This window comes from Clostridium pacaense (genome assembly GCF_020709765.2).
Lineage (GTDB): Bacteria > Bacillota > Clostridia > Lachnospirales > Lachnospiraceae > Enterocloster > Enterocloster hominis.
The window spans coordinates 284,309-304,653 of record NZ_JAJFEB020000003.1; the positions used below are offsets into that span (position 1 = coordinate 284,309).

Below are 20,345 nucleotides of genomic sequence, written 5' to 3' on the forward strand. Positions count from 1 at the left end.
AGTGCCGCCCAATCACCTGCTTTGTGATTGGGCGGCATTTCTGCTCCATGAGGTATGATTCCTGCAAGACCTTTATAAAGGTTTCAGGAAGGTTCTTTGCTAAAGTCCTTGTTTGATGCATGTTCCATGCTGTCCACACGGCCAACGGACAAGCCCGGGTTTGAGCCGGCGTGCAGGAAGTGACATGAAATCCGCCCTTAGAATACCATCTGCACCAGTATCATATAGCACACCGTGCCAAGGGCAATACTTGCCAGCGTATTCCCCTTCCAGAGGTGGAGTGCTACCACTGCTGCCACGGAGATAAGTTCGGGCAGGCCGTATGGATATGCCAGGGGAGTGATTCCCTTCAGGCAGTAAACGACCAGCACGGCCATGATGGCAGCCGGAAGTATGGCGCCCAGATAGCGGACCAGGCGGGGGACTTCTTTTTTCCCTCCGAACAAAAGGAAGGGGAGCCAGCGGGTAACCTGGGTGCACAGGGCGCAGACCAGGATGGTAATCAGCACATAGGCTGGATCTGTCAATGTATGGGTCAGTGTATTGATCATGGGTTATGTTCCTCCATCTTCTGTTCCACGGTCCTGCGAAGGAACAGCAGGATGGCCACGGTGGCTGCCAGGGCAGGCAGGATGAAATTGGATGTGCGGATAAGTATCAGGAACAGGGCGCCGCAGATGAATCCGGCCACGGCCGGGATGTGGGTCCTTGCCGCCTTCCACTGGTCCACGCAGATGACCACGAACAGGGCGGTCATGGCAAAATCAATGCCAGTGGTGTCAAACTTAATCAGTTCCCCCATGAGCGCGCCAAGCACCGAGCCAAGGACCCAGTAGCACTGGTCAAACAGGGAGACAAAGAAGGTGGCCTGCTTCCATTCCCTGTCCGTAAAATCCGCCGGGCGGGCCATGGAGCAGAGCAGGGAGTATGTCTCGTCCGTCAGGGAGAAGACCATGTACGGATAAGCCTTTTTCATTTCCTTAAAACGTTCAATGAAGGTCAGGCCGTAAAATGCATGGCGGCTGTTGATGAACAGGGTCATGACGGCCGTGGTGATGAAGCTCAGGCCCCCGGTGAGGATGCCTACCAGGGCAAACTGCATGGAGCCTGCGTAGACAAGGGCGCTGATGAGGAAGGCCCACAGGACGCCAAGGCCGGATTTCTGAAGCAGGAGCCCGAATGCAATCCCCAAAAAAATATATCCCAGGAAGATAGGGATAGTCTTGATTAAGGCAAACTTTGCTGTTTTTTTCATGATATGTAAAATCTCCTTATAAATGTACACATTTTAGCACATTAATATAGTATAGCAGACACAAGGGAAGATTTCCACTATAAAATGTATTTTCCCCTTTCATAGACCAGATAAATATGTTATTATTTATTATACTTGATTATAAAAGTAACAATAACGGAGGAACAATCATGGCAGAGAAAGACACCGTAATGGAAACAGAGGAAAAGGAGGTAATCTCCAAGAATTTCATTGAGCAGGAGATTGACAAGGACCTGGCAGAGGGCGTGTACAGCCATGTCCAGACCCGTTTCCCGCCGGAACCCAACGGTTATTTACACATCGGACACGCCAAGTCCATATTACTCAATTACGGTCTGGCACAGAAGTACGGTGGCAAGTTCAACCTGCGTTTTGACGATACAAACCCCACAAAAGAGAAGACGGAATTCGTGGAATCCATCATGGCGGATGTGAAGTGGCTGGGCGCTGATTTTGAGGACAGGCTGTTTTTTGCGTCCAATTATTTCGAACAGATGTATGAGTGCGCGGTATTCCTGATTAAGAAGGGGAAGGCATTTGTCTGTGACCTGACCGCGGAACAGATCCGGGAATACAGAGGCGACTTTACCACCCCCGGCAAGGAAAGCCCGTACAGGGACAGGAGCATTGAAGAGAACCTGAAGCTGTTTGAAGAGATGAAGGAGGGCAGGTACCAGGATGGGGAAAAGGTCCTGCGTGCCAAGATTGACATGGCTTCCCCCAACATCAACATGAGGGATCCGGTCATCTACCGTGTGGCCCATATGTCCCATCACAACACCGGGGACAAGTGGTGTATCTATCCCATGTATGATTTCGCCCATCCGATTGAGGATGCCATTGAGCATATCACCCATTCCATCTGCACCCTGGAGTTTGAGGACCACAGGCCCCTTTATGACTGGGTGGTCAGGGAGTGTGAATTTGAGGATCCGCCCCGTCAGATTGAGTTTGCCAAGCTTTACCTGACCAATGTGGTTACGGGCAAGCGCTACATCAAGAAACTGGTTGAGGACAAGATTGTGGATGGCTGGGAGGATCCGCGCCTTGTGTCCATCGCTGCCCTGCGCAGAAGGGGATATACGCCCGAGGCCATCAAGATGTTCGTGGAGCTGGTGGGTGTTTCCAAGGCCAACAGTTCTGTGGATTACGCCATGTTAGAGTACTGCATCCGTGAGGATTTAAAGCTTAAGAAGCCGCGTATGATGGCTGTGCTAAACCCGGTCAAGCTGGTGATTGACAATTATCCGGAGGGGCAGACAGAGATGCTTGACGTGCCCAACAATCTGGAGAACCCGGAACTGGGCGACAGGAAGGTGCCCTTTAGCCGTGAACTCTATATTGAGAGGGATGACTTCATGGAGGAGCCTCCTAAGAAGTATTTCCGCATGTTCCCCGGCAATGAAGTGCGTCTCATGGGCGCTTACTTTGTTAAGTGCACCGGATGTGAGAAGGATGCAGACGGCAATGTAACCGTTGTCCACGGGACCTATGACCCGGAGACAAAGAGCGGTTCCGGTTTTGAAGGCCGTAAGGTAAAGGGAACCATCCACTGGGTCAGCATACCAACGGCAAGGCAGGTGGAATGCCGCCTTTATGAGAATATCGTGGATGAGGAAAAGGGCAAGCTGAATGAGGACGGAAGCCTGAACCTGAATCCCAATTCCCTGACTGTCTTAAGTGAATGCTATGTGGAACCGGCCCTGGCAGAGGGCAGGGCCTATGACAGCTACCAGTTCGTGCGCAACGGTTTCTTCTGTGTGGACTGTAAGGACAGCACGCCGGAGCACCCTGTGTTCAACCGGATTGTGTCCCTTAAAAGTTCCTTTAAGCTGCCAAAGTAAGGTCAGGGCATGCCAATCCATATATGCCTGGGGTGGCTGTTGGCTGGACCGTGACAGGGATATCGTGGCTGCTGTGCCTAATATTGGGTATGGCAGCCATTTTGCATTGGGAATCCGGGATCCGGTCTTGGGAGGCTCAGGGAGGGCAGGTGGTATGGGGCAAGCATCCTGCGGCATAGGGCAAGCATCCTGCGGCATAGGGCAAGCATCCTGCGGCACAGGGCATGCCTCCCACATTGACAGCATGGTCTGATTCTGGTATGATGGACCGGATTGAATTATTGCAATATAACAATGCCAGTTTGCGGCAGAAAGGCGGTATCATGGAGCTGATCGTACCATTTGACAGCCAGTCCGACAGCCCGCTTTACGAGCAGATTTATCAGTATATCAAGGACGAGATACGGGGCAAAAGGCTGGGGGCGGGAAGCAGGCTGCCATCCACCAGGATCCTGGCGCAGAATCTGAAGGTGAGCCGGAGCACCACACAGATGGCCTATGACCAGCTGGTATCGGAAGGCTATATAGAGGCCCAGCCCTACAGGGGATACTATGTCTCAAAGATAGAGGAGCTGGTGGAGGTCCGGCAGAAGTCCGCCGGTTCTTTTGTGCTGGAAAAGGATTGGGAAGAACATAGGTTTGAGGTGGATTTCTCACCAAGGGGCATTGATTTGGACAGCTTCCCCTTCAATACCTGGCGGAAGCTGAGCCGTAACACCCTGGTGGATGACAATAAGGAAATGTTCTCAGCCGGAAATCCACAGGGAGAGCTGTCCCTGAGGATTGCGGTGGGGGAATATCTCCATTCAGCCAGAGGCGTGGACTGCAGCCCGGATCAGATCCTGATTGGCGCCGGAAGCGAATATCTTCTGATGCTGCTGGCCCAGATACTGGGAACCGATATGGGGATTGCCATGGAGAACCCTACCTACAAACAGGCTTACCGTGTGCTGAAGGGAGAGGGGTATCATGTGGTTCCGGTGGGCATGGACCGGTATGGGATGAACGTGGAGCGCCTCCAGGCCAGCGGGGCAAAGATTGCCTATGTGATGCCGTCCCACCAATATCCAACAGGAATCGTCATGCCGGTGAAACGGCGCCAGGAGCTGCTGGCCTGGGCCTACAGCGGCCAGGACAGGTACCTGATTGAGGACGATTATGACAGTGAGTTCCGCTACAAGGGTAAGCCCATCCCGGCCCTGCAGGGCATGGACAGGGGCGGGAGGGTGATTTATATGGGGACATTTTCAAAGTCCATCGCGCCTGCCATCCGTGTGGGATTCATGGTGCTGCCGGAACATCTCATGAAGGTGTACAGGGAAAAGGCTGGCTTTTATGCGTCCACGGTGTCCAGGATTGACCAGAATATCCTCTATCAGTTTATCACCCAGGGCCATTATGAGCGCCATTTAAACCGTATGAGGGCCGTGTACAAGGCAAAGCATGATGTGCTGCTAAACGGGCTAAGGGAATTGGAGGACCGGTTTGTCATACGCGGGGAATACGCGGGGCTTCATGTGCTTTTGACCTATCGCTGGGGCGGCAGTGAGAAGCAGCTGACAGAACAGGCCGCGGCAGCCGGCGTAAAGGTCTATGGCATGTCGGACTGCTTCATCCACCCCGAACAGAATATTTACCCGTCCACGGTCATGCTGGGATATGCGAAACTGAGCGAAGCTGAGATTGAAAAGGGTACCGGGCTGTTAAAGCAGGCCTGGTCCTGAACCCGTGATGAAAGGAATGGATATAGAGTGAAGGACAGAAAGTACAGTGTCATAGATATAACGGCGGCAGCGGCCTTTGCCATGGTGCTGGGAATCAGCAGCATATGGGGGCTTAAGGAACAGGGAAATGTCCCAGGGAGAAACGGTGCTGCCGTACTCCGGGAAGCAGCAGATTCAGCGGACATGGGCATGGACAGTGCAGATGGGGCCTCTGGAAGCATGGATGGAGGAAATGCCGGTGCAGGCCGTATGGCCGGAAGGAGCGGATCTGGCGTGGACGGCAACGGTGCAGGCGGGGATGGAAGCGGAGCAGCGGGAAAGGCAGCAGGCGCGGATGGAAACGGCATGGCGGGGATGACAGCAGGCGCAGATGGCGGGGCAGCGGGAGAGGCCGCCCCCGTGGTCCTGGATGAAAGGCAGCTGATAACCGTGTCAGACATCATGAAAGCGCTTGAAAAGGGAAACCTTAAGGAGGCGGCTGCCGTGATGGTACGTGAGGAGGATATGCTGGCAGATATGTTCTACACTGTCATGGACGGTGGACGATATCTTTATGACGGCAGTTCCTTCCGGTCTGACATAGATGGCCGGGGAATGGTATTTACCAAGGCGGGTACCGTGTATTACGGTACGTTTAAAGCCGGGAAGCCGGAAGGACAGTGCACGGCCCTGCAGGTGGTGGATTTGGACGCGCCCAGATATGATTATTCCCAGGGAATCTGGAAAGACGGCAGGATGGAGGGCAAAGGCCATACAGGATACTGCTATTTTGAGGGAAGCCCGGAAGGGGAGGCAAGGGATATCTGCAAGACAGGAACATTTTCCCAGGACCTTATGGAGGGCGACGTGGTCTATACCAGCATGAATGAGGAGGACCAGGTTTCAACCTGGAAACTGAAGGCGGGACACGGAATCGCAATCCTGGACAACAGATGGAATCATGTGGAATCCACAGGGGAATACCAGCTGCTGTCTGAGGACAATGACAACCACGCATATGTGCTGGAAGAAGACCAGGCCGCCATGCCCATGTGGGTGAACCTGCTGGTATGGGATGAATAGGGAACGGCAGAAAAGAACCTCCGGGCAGATGCTTATGCATCCCCGGAGGTTTATTTATCCTAAAAGTATGGTTATCAATTGAATCCTGAGTATTTTCCTAAAACCAAATCATCTTCCTAATCCAGGGTATCTTCCTCGATGGTGGCAGTAGGTTCCTGCGGTTTACGCACGGTACTGTCTTCCTGTCCGGAAACCTCCTCCTCATCCATCAGGTCATCACTGTAATCCGCCTGATAATCGTGGGAGACATAGGAGGTACCGAGGTCCCCGTCCATGCGGCCATAGTCATACAGGTCATCCTCATCCACATAATCATCATCCAGGAATCCCTCGTCCTCAAACAGGTCGGAATCATCTTCCTTTTTCTGGGCACGCTCATCCATGAAATCATCCTTCTTGGTCTTCATGGTGTTGAGGGCGATGTGGGCGGTATCCACGGCAGCGGAGGCAACCTCGTGGGCTGTGTCTGAAAGCAGGCTTCCTGCATCCTTCAGCACATTCTTAGTGGCATGGGCCATATCCTTGGCAGCCACCTTCAGCTCATCCTTACTGGACGTAAGGGAAATATAATTGCGGTCCAGCTTGCGGGAATCAATGGTGCGGTCTTCCGCTCCCTCCGGTCTGTCCTCGTCACCGCTGTCCTCAAATTCGCGGAAATCCTTTTCCAGTTCCTTGTGGTATGTCTTATACTGGAGTACATAAGAAACACCGGCAGCCACAGCGCCTGTGACAGCCGCAAATGCTACGAACTTACCCCAACCTTTCTTAGCCATGCAAAAACCCCCTTCTTACCTTTTAATAGTGATTACGCATAAAACGCATAAAAGTACGATACAATTCATAGTATTCCTTATTGCTACTATTGTAATACGAATGGAAAAAAAAAGAAACAGCAATTTGTAAAAAAATAATAAAATTAAAAGAAATTAGCACTCAAGTCTTGACAGTGCTAACAACTGGTGATATAACTTATCATGTGAGCAAAATAAAGATGCTTAGAAAGATAACACAAGAAAGAAAAAGCAGAACAGTTTGTAAGGAGGAATTCAATTATGAAGTTGGTACCATTGTTTGACAAGGTAGTATTAAAGCAGTTAGTAGCAGAAGAGACCACAAAGTCCGGTATTGTCCTTCCGGGTGCGGCAAAGGAAAAGCCACAGCAGGCAGAGGTTATTGCAGTTGGTCCTGGCGGCGTTGTGGACGGCAAGGAGATTACCATGCAGGTTAAGGCCGGCGACAAGGTCATCTACTCCAAGTACTCAGGCACTGAGGTGGAAGTAGAGGATGAGAAGTATGTAATTGTTAAGCAGAGCGATATCCTGGCAGTAGTTGAATAATTGAAACCATTTTACAAAATAATGAATAGAACATAATTTGGAGGTTGATCATCATGGCAAAGCAGATTAAGTATGGCGTAGAAGCCCGCAAGGCTCTGGAAGCAGGCGTGAATCAGTTAGCAGATACAGTACGTGTGACATTAGGACCCAAGGGACGCAACGTTGTCCTGGATAAGTCCTTCGGCGCTCCGTTAATCACCAATGACGGCGTTACCATTGCAAAAGAGATTGAACTGCAGGATCCATACGAGAATATGGGCGCACAGTTAATCAAGGAAGTTGCTTCCAAGACCAACGATGTGGCTGGTGACGGTACCACGACCGCAACCGTCCTGGCACAGGCAATGGTGAATGAAGGTATGAAGAACCTGGCAGCAGGCGCTAACCCAATCGTTTTAAGAAAGGGTATGAAGAAGGCAACAGACGCAGCTGTTGACGCCATCAAGGCTATGAGCAAACCAATCAACGGCAAGGCTCAGATTGCAAGGGTTGCAGCTATCTCCGCATCTGACGATGAGGTTGGCACAATGGTAGCAGACGCTATGGAGAAGGTTTCCAAGGACGGCGTCATCACCATTGAGGAATCCAAGACAATGATGACAGAGCTTGACCTGGTTGAAGGCATGCAGTTCGACAGAGGTTACCTGTCCGCATATATGTGCACTGATATGGATAAGATGGAAGCGAATCTGGATGATCCATATGTGCTGATTACCGACAAGAAGATTTCCAACATCCAGGAGTTACTGCCTCTGTTAGAGCAGGTTGTCAAGATGGGCGCAAGACTGCTGATCATCGCCGAGGATGTGGAAGGCGAAGCACTGACCACCCTGATTGTCAACAAGTTAAGAGGTACCTTCAACGTAGTTGCTGTTAAGGCTCCCGGCTATGGCGACAGAAGGAAGGAGATGCTGCAGGATATCGCTATCCTTACAGGCGGCACCGTTATCTCTGAGGAAGTTGGTCTGGACTTAAAGGATGCAACCATGGATCAGTTAGGCCGTGCAAAATCCGTTAAGGTACAGAAGGAGAATACAATCATCGTTGACGGTATGGGCGATAAGGACACCATCGCTGCAAGGGTTGCCCAGATCCGCAAGCAGATTGAGGAAACCACCTCTGATTTTGACAGGGAGAAATTACAGGAGCGTCTGGCTAAGCTGGCTGGCGGCGTAGCTGTCATCCGTGTAGGCGCTGCTACCGAGACAGAGATGAAGGAAGCCAAGCTTCGTATGGAAGATGCCCTGAACGCTACAAGGGCAGCTGTTGAGGAAGGTATCATCGCAGGCGGCGGTTCCGCATATGTACACGCTGCAGCTGATGTGCAGAAGATTGTTGACAGCCTGGAAGGCGATGAGAAGACCGGTGCCAAGATCATCTTAAAGGCCCTGGAGTCCCCGCTGTTCCACATCGTTGCAAACGCAGGCCTGGAAGGTTCCGTAATCGTGAACAAGGTTAAGGAATCCAAGGTTGGATGCGGATTTGACGCATACAAGGAAGAGTTTGTCGACATGATTGAAGCAGGTATCCTGGATCCTGTTAAGGTTACAAGAAGCGCACTGCAGAATGCAACCAGCGTTGCTTCCACCCTGCTGACAACCGAATCCGTTGTTGCCAATATCAAGGAACCGGCTCCGGCAATGCCTCCAGCACCTGATATGGGCGGAATGTACTAATCCATGACATGATATGACCATGCACAGCCTGGACGGTTGGGATGAACCCAACTGTTCCAGGCTGTTTTCATGTCTGGCGGATTGAATCGTCCTGAGTCCCGTGATGGATGGGAGACTGCTACACAAACATCCTTGCGGCGCAGGTGAATGCAAAACAGATGACGATGCCGCACACGGTAGGTACCAGGAAGGACACAAGGGTCCACTTGAAACTGCCGGATTCCTTCCTGATGGTGAGAAGGGTGGTGGTGCAGGGCCAGTGCATAAGGGAAAACAGCATGGTGCTGACAGCGGTAATCCAGGTCCACCCATTATTCACAAGAAGTTCCTTTAACTGTGCCAGGCTGTCAAACTCCAGGATACTGCCCTGGGCCATGTAAGCCATGATGATGATGGGGATGACGATTTCATTGGCAGGAAGCCCCAGTATGAAGGCCATGAGGATGACCCCGTCCATGCCCAGCAGCCTTGCAAAGGGGTCCAGGAAGCCGGAACAGTGGGCCAGCAGGGTAAGGCCGCCCACCTGTACATTTGCCATGATCCAGATAAGAAGTCCGGCCGGGGCAGCCACCACAATGGCCCTTCCCAGCACGAACAGGGTCCGGTCAAAGATGGAGCGGACAATGACCTTGCCAATCTGGGGGCGGCGGTAGGGCGGCAGTTCCAGGGTAAAGGAAGAGGGGATTCCCTTTAATACGGTCATGGACAGGAACTTGGACGCCGCGAAGGTCATGAACACGCCCAGCACAATGAATGCCGTTAAAAGCAGCGCGGATAACAGGGAATCAAAAGCTCCCCCGGATACACCCACGAAAAACATGGTGATGATGGCAATCAGGGTGGGGAACCTTCCGTTGCAGGGCACGAAGTTATTGGTGATCATGGCAATGAGCCGTTCCCTTGGGGAGTCAATGATGCGGCAGCCCACGATACCGGCCGCATTGCACCCAAAGCCCATGCACATGGTAAGGGCCTGTTTGCCGCAGGCATGGCAGCTCTTAAATGGTTTATCCAGGTTGTAGGCAATCCTGGGAAGGTATCCGGAATCCTCCAACAAGGTAAACAGGGGGAAGAAGATGGCCATGGGCGGCAGCATGACGGATACAACCCAGGCCAGCACGCGGTAGACGCCCAGGACAAGGATGCCATGGAGCCATTCCGGCGCGCCCATGGCCATGAATGCCCGGGTCAGCTGGTCCTGGAGCTTAAAGAAGGCGTCAGCCAGCATCTGGGAAGGATAGTTGGCCCCGGTGATGGTCAGCCAGAACACCACGGCCAGCATTCCAACCATGACCGGATAACCTGTGAAACGGCTGGTCAGCACCTTATCCAGGCGGCGGTCCCCTTCATTATATTCAACCTGATTAAAATGCACGGTATCCCGGCATATTTTTTCCGCGGAGGCTACCAGGGCAGCCACCACCCGGTCACCCATGATTTCCCTGGTGACACCGTATTTGGACAGGTGTTCCCTGGCCTCGTCCAGGGCCTCCGCCAGTTCCGGTATGTCAAGTATGTCTTCGCCCAGATATTCCTTCAGTTCCTTCATAAGGGAAGGGTCACAGTCAAGAAGCTTCAGTGTGAGCCACCTGGAATTGATTTTTCCGTCCACCCTGGCTTTTACCAACGGTTCTGCCATGGCAATGGCCTGCTCAATGATGGGGGAATACTGGACCTGGTAGGGATGGAGGTCCTTCTTTCCGTTCACCAGTGCGTCCAGCTGTTCAAGGAAATGCTCCAGGCTTTTCTTTTTCCTGGCAATGGTGCCCACAACCGGTACCCCCAGCTTTTCAGAAAGCATTTCCAAGTCAATGGAAATGTTCTTGCGCGCGGCTTCATCCAGAAGGTTGACGCATACCAGCACATGGTCTGATATCTCCATGGTCTGCAGCACCAGGTTCATATTGCGTTCCAGGCAGGTGGCGTCGCAGACCACCACCACGCTGTCACTGCCCCCGAAACAGATGAAGTTGCGGGCAACCTCCTCCTCGGCAGAGTGGGCCATGAGGGAATAAGTGCCAGGTATATCCACCAGCACGTATCCATGATTCCTGGTTTTACAAAATCCCTGGGCATTGGTCACGGTTTTGCCGGGCCAGTTGCCGGTGTGCTGGTTCATGCCGGTCAGGTTATTAAAGAGGGTGCTCTTACCTACATTGGGATTACCTGCTATGGCAATGACCTTATCTTCGGGTGTCTGTTTTTTTATCTCCAATCCGGAATCGACAGCGCCCATTCCTACTGATTGTTTTGTCAGCCCCATTTTAATACTCCTTTTATATATTTTTAGATTTATATATTTTAATCATCATTCATGAATCAGGATGCCCCGGCAGTCCTCGGAACGTATGGCGATGACAGCGCCGCGTATCAGGTAGGCGCATGGGTCCCCAAGGGGGCTTTGGCCCAGACATTCCACTTCCGTGTCCTCTACCAGGCCGATATCCAGAAGGCGTCTGCGGATGCTGCCGCAGGCAGTCAGTTCTTTAATGTGTGCCCGCTGGCCGGGCTTTATATCACTCAGACAATGAATTTCTTTCATATTTACAATACCTCGCAATAGATTTAGGATAGGGAAACATTTTCTTACTCTTATAATATTGCAGGAGGGACACTTTGGTTACTGGTATGGATGGAAAACATGAAAAAAACGGACCGGGCATGGATAAGGAAGGTTTCTATACCATGAAAGGATATGAACGGGTAAACGGTGAGGAGCTTACGTCTTCCATGGAAGATTACCTGGAAATGGTCTGCCGCATGGAAGCGGAAGGATATCCGGTGCGGGTAAGCCTTCTGGCCGCCAACCTGCATGTGCGCCCATCCTCCGCATCCAAGATGCTGGATAACCTGAAGGCAGCCGGATATATTGACTTCAGGAAATACGGCACCATCATGGTCACGGATAAGGGGCATATGGAGGGACGGTATCTGCTGCACCGGCACCAGGTGCTGCATGAATTTTTCTGCGCCCTGAACCATACGGACAGTGAGCTGGAGCAGGTGGAGAAGATTGAGCACTATATCAACCGGAGGACCGTGGGGAATATGGAGCGGATGCTGCCTTTCCTTAAAAGCCTGTAAGGTATCACTGGAAATATGGGGCAAACTATTGTATAATGGGAAATATGCGAAACAGGACCTGATAAGTGCATGAAACATTTACAACATGATAAAAGGAGAGAACAGAATGAACGATGATAATTACGTAGAGTGGCTTGTGAAGAGGAAAGACCCGGCCTATGCCATTCCCCTTAAGATATTGATGATTGTCCTGTGTGTTATTTCTGCCTTCCTGGCCATGCAGACCATATTTGGGATTGTCTTTCTCCTGGCAGCGGCGGCAGGGACTTATTTTGTTTTCCTGAATATGAGCGTGGAATATGAATACCTGTTTGCGGAAGGCGGACTCACCGTGGACCGTATCCTGGGCAAGGCCAGAAGGAAGAGGGTATTTGACTGTGATAAAGAGGATGTGCAGGTGGTGGCTCCGGCTGATTCCTTTGTGTTAAAGGATTATGAGCGCCAGGGCGCCAAGGTAAAGGATTTTTCGTCCGGCAGGAAGGAAGCCAAGGTATATGCACTTATGTACCAGAAGGGGGCAGATAACTTCAAGGTCCTGATTGAACCGAATGAGAAGATGATTGGCGCCATGAGAAGGACATTCCCAAGAAAGCTTGTGATGTAGCCGGACAGGGAGCGGACGGCGCTTGGTGGATGGGGACGGACGCGCTTGGTAGATAAGGACGGATGGCATTCTGTGTATAGGGAACGGTGGCATTCCGTGAATAGGGAATGGCAGCATGTGGATAAGAAGAAAGGGACAGCTGGCCTGAGGGGATATGGGGATTCCCGTCAGGAGCAGCTGTCCCTTTTGGTCCGGTACCAGGCACCTGTTTATCGCGTCCTCCTGCCTGGAAGGATTAAAATTCCTTCTTCTTATAGATGGAAATGCTGATAAAATAGGATGCTGCAAACATCAGCAGTGACAGAACCAGCAGCAGGATACAGAAATTGGACAGGATGGCCGGACTTATATTCTTAAGCCTGCCGCCCCGCGCTATGATGACACCTGTAAAGAAGATGGCTGCAAACAGCACACTGGGGATGTAGCGGCCCTTTTCAGCGCCAAGCCACAGGGAGCAGGGAAGGGCCAGGGCCGTGTAAATGAGCGATATGGCAGTCCCTGTCAAAAGGGTAGTGCACATTGCATACAGAAACTCAGTATCAATCCCTCCTGTGCGGATGACCCAGGCAATCCCTGTCATGGGAAAGGATACGGCGGCCGCGGCCATAAGCATCAGTATGGAAATGATGTATTTTTCCTGAACCATGACGGTCCTGGAAAGGGGCATGCTCAGCGCATAGGTATCCCACTTCACCTGTCTGTCATAGGAGGAAAGGGTGAAGGTAAACATGGCGCTTACCATCATGCACAGGGATATGAACAGCAGCCCGCCGTCCTTCTGGGGAAGGAATACAAGACCCCATACGACAACGATGAACAGCAGGCTCTTAATGTTCTGTCCTAAACAATAAAAATCTTTTAACAGTAATCCTTTCATCGCATCTGCCCCCTTACATGAAACAGCATGATTTCCTCAATGTTGGTGCGGTCCATGACCAGGTTGGGATAACGCTCCATCACTTCCCGGCGGTTGCGCACCAGGCACTCTGACTGGTATGCGCTTTGGCGGATCCCCACCATGGTAATCCCACCGCGGCCTGCCATGTCCTTAAGGTGTTCCAGTTCCTCCTGGCTGCACTTAATGATTCCCATGTCCTCGATAAGGGAATCCTTTTCTTCTGAAAACAGGATTGAGCCGTTGTGGATCATGGTGATATAGTCAGCCACCTTATCCAGGTCACTGGTAATGTGGGAGGAAATCAGGACGGAATTCCCGCCGTCCTCAATGAACCCAAATAATATATCCAGGATCTCATCCCGGACAACCGGGTCCAGGCCGCTGGTTGCCTCATCCAGGACCAGCAGTCTGGGATGGTGGCTCAAAGCAGCCGCAATGGACAGCTTCATCTGCATTCCTTTGGAATATTCCTTTATTTTCTTCTTCCCAGGCAGGGCAAAACGGTGCAGGTAATCCAGGAACAGTTCCTGGTCCCAGTTCCTGTAAATCCTGCCCAGCATATGGGATACCTGTATCCCGTTCAGGAATTCATGAAAATGGCTTTCGCCCCACACAACCCCAATCTGTTCCTTGATACGCGGCTGGTCAGTGTCCAGGTTAAGGCCCAGGATCTCGACGGTGCCGCTGTCCCGACGGACAACATCCAGCATGGCCTTGAGGGTGGTGGACTTGCCGGCCCCATTTTCGCCTATCAGTCCCATGATGGCTCCCTTTGGAAGTAAAAGGTCAACATCCTTCAGGGAAAAATCCTTGTAGGCCTTTGAAAGCCCTCTTATGTTCACTGCGTACTCCATGGACATCTCCTCACTCTCCGTTATATATAAGTTCCAGCACCTCCACCAGCTCCTTCAGGGAAATGCCGCTTTTTTTAGCCAGGTCAGCTGCTTTTGCCAAGTATTCCTCCGCAATCCTCAGGTTTCCCTCGCGGATGACCTCGGTATCCTTTGCAGCCACAAAACTTCCCTTTCCTGTTATGGTTTCGATGAAGCCTTCCTGTTCCAGGTCATGGTAGGCGCGCTTGGTGGTGATGACGCTGATCCTCAGTTCCTTTGCAAGTGTCCTCATGCTTGGCAGGGCATCGCCGGAATCCAGCTGCCCGGTCATGATCATGTTCTTTATCTGGGATGTTATCTGTTCGTAGATTGGTTTGCCGCTGGAATTGCTGATAATGATATTCACTGCGCTGCCTCCGTGGTATGGGTAGTGGTTGGGATTGTGGCGGTGATGATTGCCTGGGTGGTTATATTGTATATATCGTATATATACAATATAACATGGGATGTGAGGGATGTCAAGGGTGGGATTTAGGATGGATTACTAATTGTGCGGGGGCTGGGGAAAGATAAATTTGAATTAATGTATAAAATGCACAAAAAAATTTTTTCAATTTGGATATTATAGGCATTGTGTTGGCTGTTTCCATATGCTATTATTTAACCATAAACAGTGTATACAAAATTTTAAATTTTTAATTCTGGAAAGAAGGACAATGTAACAGGAGGAAGGAATGGAGATTCTGGTATGCATAAAGCAGGTGCCGGGAACCACCAGTGTGGAGGTGGATCCGGTTACAGGCGTACTGAAGCGGGATGGTATTGAAGCTAAGATGAATCCATATGATCTATATGCGCTGGAATTCGGGCTGGAGCTTGCGGCAAGGACAGAGGGACATGTTTTTGTTATTACCATGGGGCCGGACCAGGCCGGGGAAGTGCTTTTGGAAGCTGTATGTATGGGGGCGGAGAGGGGATATCTTATCTCGGACCGCCGTTTTGCAGGCGCGGACGTGTGCGCTACAAGCCATACCTTATCCCAGGGCATCCGGCAATCAGGAACCTATGACCTGATCCTGTGCGGGAAGCAGACCACGGACGGGGACACGGCGCAGGTAGGGGCGGAAACAGCGGAGTTCCTGGAAATTGCCCATGGCACCAATATACTGGAGGTCCTGGAAACAGGGGATACCTTCATCACGGTGAGGATGAACCTGGAGAATAAGATACAGACACAGAAGATGGAACTGCCATGTCTGTTGACCGTGGATAAGGATGTGAACACGCCCAGGCTTCCTTCTTATAAAAGAAGGATTGGGATGGACCCGAACTGTATCAAGGTCATGAGCCTGGATGATTTGGATGACAGGAATCCCAGCCACTATGGACTTAAGGGATCACCTACCCAGGTGGAACGCATTTTCCCGCCTGACAAGAAAACGGATAAGGAAATGATTGAAGGAACCAGCCGGGAACTGGCCACGTCGATGGCTGCAATCCTTAGAAAGCATAAGTTCATATAAGCTGTTTGAAGTGAGGTATACCATGGCATATTTAGAGATAAACCAGGATAGGGTGACGGAGGAATCCGCAAAGCAGCTCCAGTCGCTGTGTCCCTTTGGGGCAATTACACAGGAGGGGGGATGCCTGTCCGTTACGGCGGCATGCAGGATGTGCCGGCTGTGTGTAAAGAAAGGGCCGGAAGGCGTTGTACGATGGGTGGAGGAAGAGGCGCCTGCATCCGTGGATAAAAAGGAATGGAGGGGGATTGCTGTTTATGCGGAGCATGACGGGGAGTCCATCCATCCTGTCACATTGGAGCTTCTGGGAAAGGCAAGGGAGCTGGCGGAAGGGATTGGCCATCCGGTTTATGTCCTTGTAATGGGAAGCGGGATGGAAAAGCAGGCTGAAGCGCTTCTGGAATACGGGGCTGACAAGGTATTTCTTTATGACCATCCGGGACTGGCTGAATTTAATGTCCTCTCTTATACCAATGTGTTTGAGGATTTTATACGGAAGATAAAACCGTCCTCGGTCCTGGTAGGGGCTACCAATACCGGGCGTTCCCTGGCACCTCGGACAGCGGCCAGGTTCAGGACCGGTCTTACGGCTGACTGTACCGTTCTGCAGATGAAGGAGGACACGGACCTGGTTCAGATCCGCCCGGCATTTGGAGGCAACATCATGGCGCAGATCGTGACACCCAGGCACAGGCCCCAGTTCTGTACGGTCAGGTATAAGATATGTTCCATGGCAGGACGCAGGGAACACCCCAAAGGAACCCTGGTACATATGGAGGTGGAGGAAGGGTTCCTGGATGACAGGATACAGGTTCTGGGGGGTACGCCAAAGGAAAAGCAGGTGGACATATCTGAGGCGGATATGATTGTCGCGGTGGGCAGAGGGGTTAAATCACAGGCAGACCTGGAACTTCTGCGGCAATTGGCAGACCAATTGGGAGCACAGATGGCCTGTACCAGGCCATTGGTTGAAAATGGATGGTTTGACCCCAGGCAGCAGATCGGTTTAAGCGGAAGGACGGTAAAACCAAAGCTGATCATAGCAGCCGGAATATCAGGTTCTGTCCAGTTTGCTGCGGGTATGAAGGGAGCGGACTGTATCATAGCGGTCAACAGGGATAAGAAGGCGTCTATTTTTGATGTTGCCCACTATGGGATTGTGGGGGACTTATACGAAATCATTCCGGAATTGATTAGGCAATTGAAGGGGGGACTGGAATGAATTATAAAAAGATGGATTCACAGGATATTTCTTATATAAAATCAGTCGTTTCCCCGGAACGCGTGCTTACAGGGGAAGGAATCAGCGAGGATTACGGACACGATGAACTGGGGGGCGTTTTCTCCATGCCGGAAGTCCTTGTAAAAATCATGAACACAAAAGAAGCGGCGGGAATCATGTCCTATGCATCGGAAAAAAAGATACCGGTGGTTGTGCGTGGAGCCGGCACCGGTCTGGTGGGAGGCGCTGTGGCCGTACACGGGGGAATCATGCTGGATACAACGGCCATGAACCGCATTCTGGAGCTGGACAGGGAGAACCTGACCGTGACCGTGGAGCCGGGGGTGCTTCTTATGGACCTGGCGGCCTATGTGGAGGAAAATAATCTGTTCTATCCACCGGACCCAGGGGAAAAGTCGGCCACCATTGGCGGGAATATCAGTACCAATGCCGGAGGGATGCGGGCGGTCAAGTATGGGGTCACCAGGGATTATGTCAGGGGGCTTACGGTGGTGGTTCCCTCCGGCGATGTGGTGAAGCTGGGGGGGAAGGTGGTAAAAAACAGTTCAGGCTACAGCCTTTTGAACCTTATGATTGGTTCTGAGGGCACGCTGGGAATTATCACGGAGGCGGTCCTGAAACTCCTGCCACTTCCTTCCAGGACACTGAGCCTTCTGGTGCCATTTGAAACCATGGAAGCCGCCATTGAATCCGTTCCGCGGATTATAGAAGCCCAGGTCCAGGCCACGGCCATTGAATTCATGGAGCGGAATACAATCATGTTTGCAGAGGACTATCTTGGGAAACGGTTCCCGGATACGGGAAGTAATGCATATATACTGATGACATTTGACGGGAACAGCAGGGAAGAGGTGGACCGGAATTATGGGCGGGCAGCGGATTTATGCCTGGAACTGGGAGCAAAGGATGTGTTCCTGGTGGATACCGAGGAGCGCAGACAGAGCGTGTGGAACGCCAGGGGCGCTTTTTTAGAGGCAATCAAGGCATCCACCACGGAGATGGATGAGTGCGACGTGGTGGTTCCCAGAAGCCACGTGGCGGAATTCATCAAATATACCCATGAGCTGGCAGGGGCATCCGGGATGCGTATCCCCAGCTTTGGTCATGCAGGTGACGGAAACCTCCACATTTATCTGTGCAGGGATGATATGGATCAAGGGACCTGGGAATATAAAAAGCAGGATGTATTTGAAAAAATGTACGAAAAGGCCAGGGATTTCGGCGGTCTTGTGTCCGGCGAGCATGGGATTGGGTATGCTAAGCGCATGTATCTGGATGAACAGTGCGGTCCATGCCAGATGAGGCTGATGGAAGGAATCAAGAAAGCATTCGACCCTCATTGTATTTTAAATCCGGGTAAAGTTGTGGCGCTGTACGGTAGATAGGGGAAATTATATACTTTACCGATTGCATATGCCAGTTTAAAATGATACCATTAAAAAAAACAGAGGGGATGTACCAGTAGCATATGTCACTTAAAAAGAACTTAGATGATATTGTATATGAAACAATCTGTATGGGATTTGTCAGCGGGGATTACGTAGCCGGGACAAGGCTGGACCCGACCGAGCTGGCAGAGCGTTACCAGATTAGCAAGACACCGATTATCCAGGCGCTGAAGCGGATGGCCCATGAGCATATTGTAGAATTGATGCCGGGTGGAAAATATGAGATACCGGTTGCTACCAGGGAGGACATTGCGGATGTCTGTGAGGCCAGGCTGCTGTTTGAGGAGCAGGCCCTTGTGAAGCTTGGCAGTGATATAACAACCATGCAGCTTAAGGAATTGGAATTCATGGTGGAGAAGAGCCGGGTGTACTTTGAAGAGGGAAAATTTGATGATTATTTTCTGGCGGATATGGCGTTCCACAAAAAGCTGGTGGAGATGGCTGGAAACCAATGCCTGATGGATCTGTATATGGTGCTCAGCAACCGGTATATGGTCATCCGGACCACCACGGGCACATCCCTGTTCCATGAGAGGGTGGCGTGTAATGAACATCTGCAGATGGTGGAGGCGCTTAAGAAAAAGGATGTCCAGGAAGTACGCGGCCTGATCCAGACCCACATCATGAATATGGAGGAGAGGATTAAAAGTAAGGTCGAATAGTACGGCAGTGCCAGACATGTTCTGGGGGACGGGAAGGAGGGATGCATAAGGAATCTTTATTTAACATCATATAGGGGTTCTTATGCCCTTTTTTAAAAAATTTTTAATTTTTAATTTTATATTTCAACTCAGATAATAGCACACAGGTGTTTATTATAAGAAACTTTTATTTTATCAATTAAGGAGGAAGAAACTTATGGGAACAGTGGGAAAGGGCGTTATGCCGGCAGTAATGACAATGTGGAATGCAGATGAATCTTACAATGAGAAGGAGACATTAAGGTATGTCCAGTGGGTGCTGGATAAGGGTGCACACAGTATATCCTGCGTGGGAAGTACCGGCGACAATATTTCCATGTCCACTAAGGAGCAGAAGTATATCATGGAAAGCATCATCAAATCCGTGGACCACAAGGTACCGGTATACCCGGGCACGGGCAGATACTCCACGGCACAGACCATAGAACTGAGCCAGTATGCACAGAAGTGCGGGGCAGAAGGGGTGCTGGTCATCATGCCTTATTACCTGCAGCCGCATAAGAGGGCGGTGGTGAACCACTTCAGGAAACTGAGGGAGGCCATTGACATTGATATCATCCTCTATAACAATCCCAGGTTCTGCGGATATGAGATGACCCCGGTTGAGATTAAGGCCATGGTGGATGAAGGCTTAATCAATGGCATCAAGGCGGCACATGGGGATGCAAACAGGATCCATGAGTTAAAATACCACTGCGGCGATAAGCTGACCGTGATGTACGGCCATGATTACGCCCCCATGGAAGGTTTCTTTGCAAAGGCAGACGGATGGCTCAGCGGAATGCCGGCCATTTTCCCCAAATTTGCACGCACCCTGTTTGATATCTGTACCATTGAGAAGGATATTGACAAGGCCAATGCATACTGGACCAGGATCCAGCCTTTCGTGGATTACTTCATTACATATAATACCAATGACCCGCACTGGCATGAGGTGTTTAAATATGTGCTCAAGTGCCAGGGATTCGATGCAGGCCTTCCAAGGATGCCTTTAGGCGACCTGCTTCCTGAGGAGAAGAAGAAAGTGGATGCGCTGCTGGCAGATATGGGGGATATCCTGTAGGGTGTGAGGCATTGTATTGATTAAATTGGATA

Annotated in this window: 20 protein-coding genes; 12 read left to right on the top strand and 8 right to left on the bottom strand. The window is 51.2% G+C overall.

Annotated elements, in window-relative coordinates; translation table 11 throughout:
• Positions 1-197: 197 nt before the first annotated feature.
• Positions 198-551: a branched-chain amino acid transport AzlD family protein gene (locus LK536_RS37430; protein ID WP_330507572.1), complete on the bottom strand. Its 354-nt coding sequence runs from the start codon at positions 549-551 to the stop codon at positions 198-200.
• Entirely contained in the window at positions 548-1,255 is a 708-nt protein-coding gene (locus tag LK536_RS37435) for an AzlC family ABC transporter permease (RefSeq protein ID WP_008721703.1), read from the bottom strand. Before LK536_RS37435 ends, LK536_RS37430 begins: the two co-directional genes overlap by 4 nt.
• 170 nt (positions 1,256-1,425) lie before the next feature.
• On the opposite strand from LK536_RS37435, the gene LK536_RS37440 reads away from it, so the two are divergent.
• The 3 genes from LK536_RS37440 to LK536_RS37450 all read left to right on the top strand — a co-directional run bounded on the left by LK536_RS37440 (position 1,426) and on the right by LK536_RS37450 (position 5,906).
• Entirely contained in the window at positions 1,426-3,120 is a 1,695-nt protein-coding gene (locus LK536_RS37440; RefSeq protein WP_227795302.1) for a glutamine--tRNA ligase/YqeY domain fusion protein, read from the top strand.
• A gap of 260 nt (positions 3,121-3,380) precedes the next feature.
• On the top strand, positions 3,381-4,844 hold the full coding sequence (gene pdxR, locus LK536_RS37445; RefSeq protein ID WP_506092100.1) for a MocR-like pyridoxine biosynthesis transcription factor PdxR: 1,464 nt from the start codon (positions 3,381-3,383) through the stop codon (positions 4,842-4,844).
• A gap of 27 nt (positions 4,845-4,871) precedes the next feature.
• Positions 4,872-5,906, top strand: a complete 1,035-nt coding sequence (locus LK536_RS37450) for an MORN repeat-containing protein (protein ID WP_227795304.1) — start codon at positions 4,872-4,874, stop codon at positions 5,904-5,906.
• Between the two features lie 116 nt (positions 5,907-6,022).
• Here the strand turns inward: LK536_RS37450 and LK536_RS37455 are convergent, their stop codons facing one another.
• Positions 6,023-6,679 (bottom strand): hypothetical protein, encoded by a 657-nt coding sequence (locus tag LK536_RS37455; RefSeq protein ID WP_008721711.1) that lies wholly within the window; start codon positions 6,677-6,679, stop codon positions 6,023-6,025.
• Between the two features lie 279 nt (positions 6,680-6,958).
• Between LK536_RS37455 and LK536_RS37460 the strand changes: the two genes are divergently transcribed.
• Together LK536_RS37460 and groL are read left to right on the top strand one after the other, a co-directional pair.
• Positions 6,959-7,243, top strand: a complete 285-nt coding sequence (locus tag LK536_RS37460; RefSeq protein ID WP_008721713.1) for a co-chaperone GroES — start codon at positions 6,959-6,961, stop codon at positions 7,241-7,243.
• Between the two features lie 53 nt (positions 7,244-7,296).
• Positions 7,297-8,919, top strand: coding sequence for a chaperonin GroEL (groL, locus tag LK536_RS37465; RefSeq protein ID WP_008721716.1), 1,623 nt, complete (start codon positions 7,297-7,299; stop codon positions 8,917-8,919).
• 118 nt (positions 8,920-9,037) lie between these two features.
• Here groL and feoB read toward each other — a convergent pair whose 3' ends face one another.
• Positions 9,038-11,182: a ferrous iron transport protein B gene (gene feoB / locus LK536_RS37470; RefSeq protein WP_227795305.1), complete on the bottom strand. Its 2,145-nt coding sequence runs from the start codon at positions 11,180-11,182 to the stop codon at positions 9,038-9,040.
• A 45-nt stretch (positions 11,183-11,227) separates the two neighbouring features.
• On the bottom strand, positions 11,228-11,461 hold the full coding sequence (locus tag LK536_RS37475) for a FeoA family protein (protein WP_008721720.1): 234 nt from the start codon (positions 11,459-11,461) through the stop codon (positions 11,228-11,230).
• Between the two features lie 74 nt (positions 11,462-11,535).
• On the opposite strand from LK536_RS37475, the gene LK536_RS37480 reads away from it, so the two are divergent.
• Complete coding sequence (locus LK536_RS37480; protein ID WP_330507573.1) at positions 11,536-12,003, top strand: metal-dependent transcriptional regulator; 468 nt, start codon at positions 11,536-11,538, stop codon at positions 12,001-12,003.
• Positions 12,004-12,109: 106 nt separating this feature from the next.
• A complete protein-coding gene (locus tag LK536_RS37485) occupies positions 12,110-12,607 on the top strand; it encodes a DUF6106 family protein (RefSeq protein WP_025483192.1) in 498 nt (165 codons plus the stop codon).
• A 235-nt stretch (positions 12,608-12,842) separates the two neighbouring features.
• Here LK536_RS37485 and LK536_RS37490 read toward each other — a convergent pair whose 3' ends face one another.
• From LK536_RS37490 to LK536_RS37500, 3 genes are read right to left on the bottom strand one after another with little or no spacing between them, the layout of a single operon-like run.
• A complete protein-coding gene (locus LK536_RS37490; protein ID WP_008721725.1) occupies positions 12,843-13,484 on the bottom strand; it encodes an ABC-2 transporter permease in 642 nt (213 codons plus the stop codon).
• Complete coding sequence (locus tag LK536_RS37495) at positions 13,481-14,359, bottom strand: ABC transporter ATP-binding protein (RefSeq protein WP_130789432.1); 879 nt, start codon at positions 14,357-14,359, stop codon at positions 13,481-13,483. Before LK536_RS37495 ends, LK536_RS37490 begins: the two co-directional genes overlap by 4 nt.
• A 10-nt stretch (positions 14,360-14,369) precedes the next feature.
• A complete protein-coding gene (locus LK536_RS37500) occupies positions 14,370-14,744 on the bottom strand; it encodes a GntR family transcriptional regulator (protein ID WP_008721728.1) in 375 nt (124 codons plus the stop codon).
• A gap of 328 nt (positions 14,745-15,072) precedes the next feature.
• Here LK536_RS37500 and LK536_RS37505 point away from each other — a divergent pair, with 328 nt between their 5' ends.
• The 5 genes from LK536_RS37505 (at position 15,073) to LK536_RS37525 (ending at position 20,313) form a co-directional block, all read left to right on the top strand.
• Entirely contained in the window at positions 15,073-15,861 is a 789-nt protein-coding gene (locus tag LK536_RS37505; RefSeq protein ID WP_227795306.1) for an electron transfer flavoprotein subunit beta/FixA family protein, read from the top strand.
• Positions 15,862-15,883: 22 nt separating this feature from the next.
• Positions 15,884-17,080, top strand: a complete 1,197-nt coding sequence (locus LK536_RS37510; RefSeq protein WP_227795307.1) for an electron transfer flavoprotein subunit alpha — start codon at positions 15,884-15,886, stop codon at positions 17,078-17,080.
• Positions 17,077-18,486: an FAD-binding oxidoreductase gene (locus tag LK536_RS37515; RefSeq protein ID WP_227795308.1), complete on the top strand. Its 1,410-nt coding sequence runs from the start codon at positions 17,077-17,079 to the stop codon at positions 18,484-18,486. Before LK536_RS37510 ends, LK536_RS37515 begins: the two co-directional genes overlap by 4 nt.
• A gap of 83 nt (positions 18,487-18,569) precedes the next feature.
• Complete coding sequence (locus LK536_RS37520; protein WP_008721737.1) at positions 18,570-19,211, top strand: GntR family transcriptional regulator; 642 nt, start codon at positions 18,570-18,572, stop codon at positions 19,209-19,211.
• A 196-nt stretch (positions 19,212-19,407) separates the two neighbouring features.
• The gene (locus tag LK536_RS37525) at positions 19,408-20,313 is read left to right on the top strand and encodes a dihydrodipicolinate synthase family protein (protein ID WP_008721739.1); all 906 of its coding nucleotides are present in this window, start codon (positions 19,408-19,410) and stop codon (positions 20,311-20,313) included.
• The last annotated feature ends 32 nt before the right edge of the window (positions 20,314-20,345 follow it).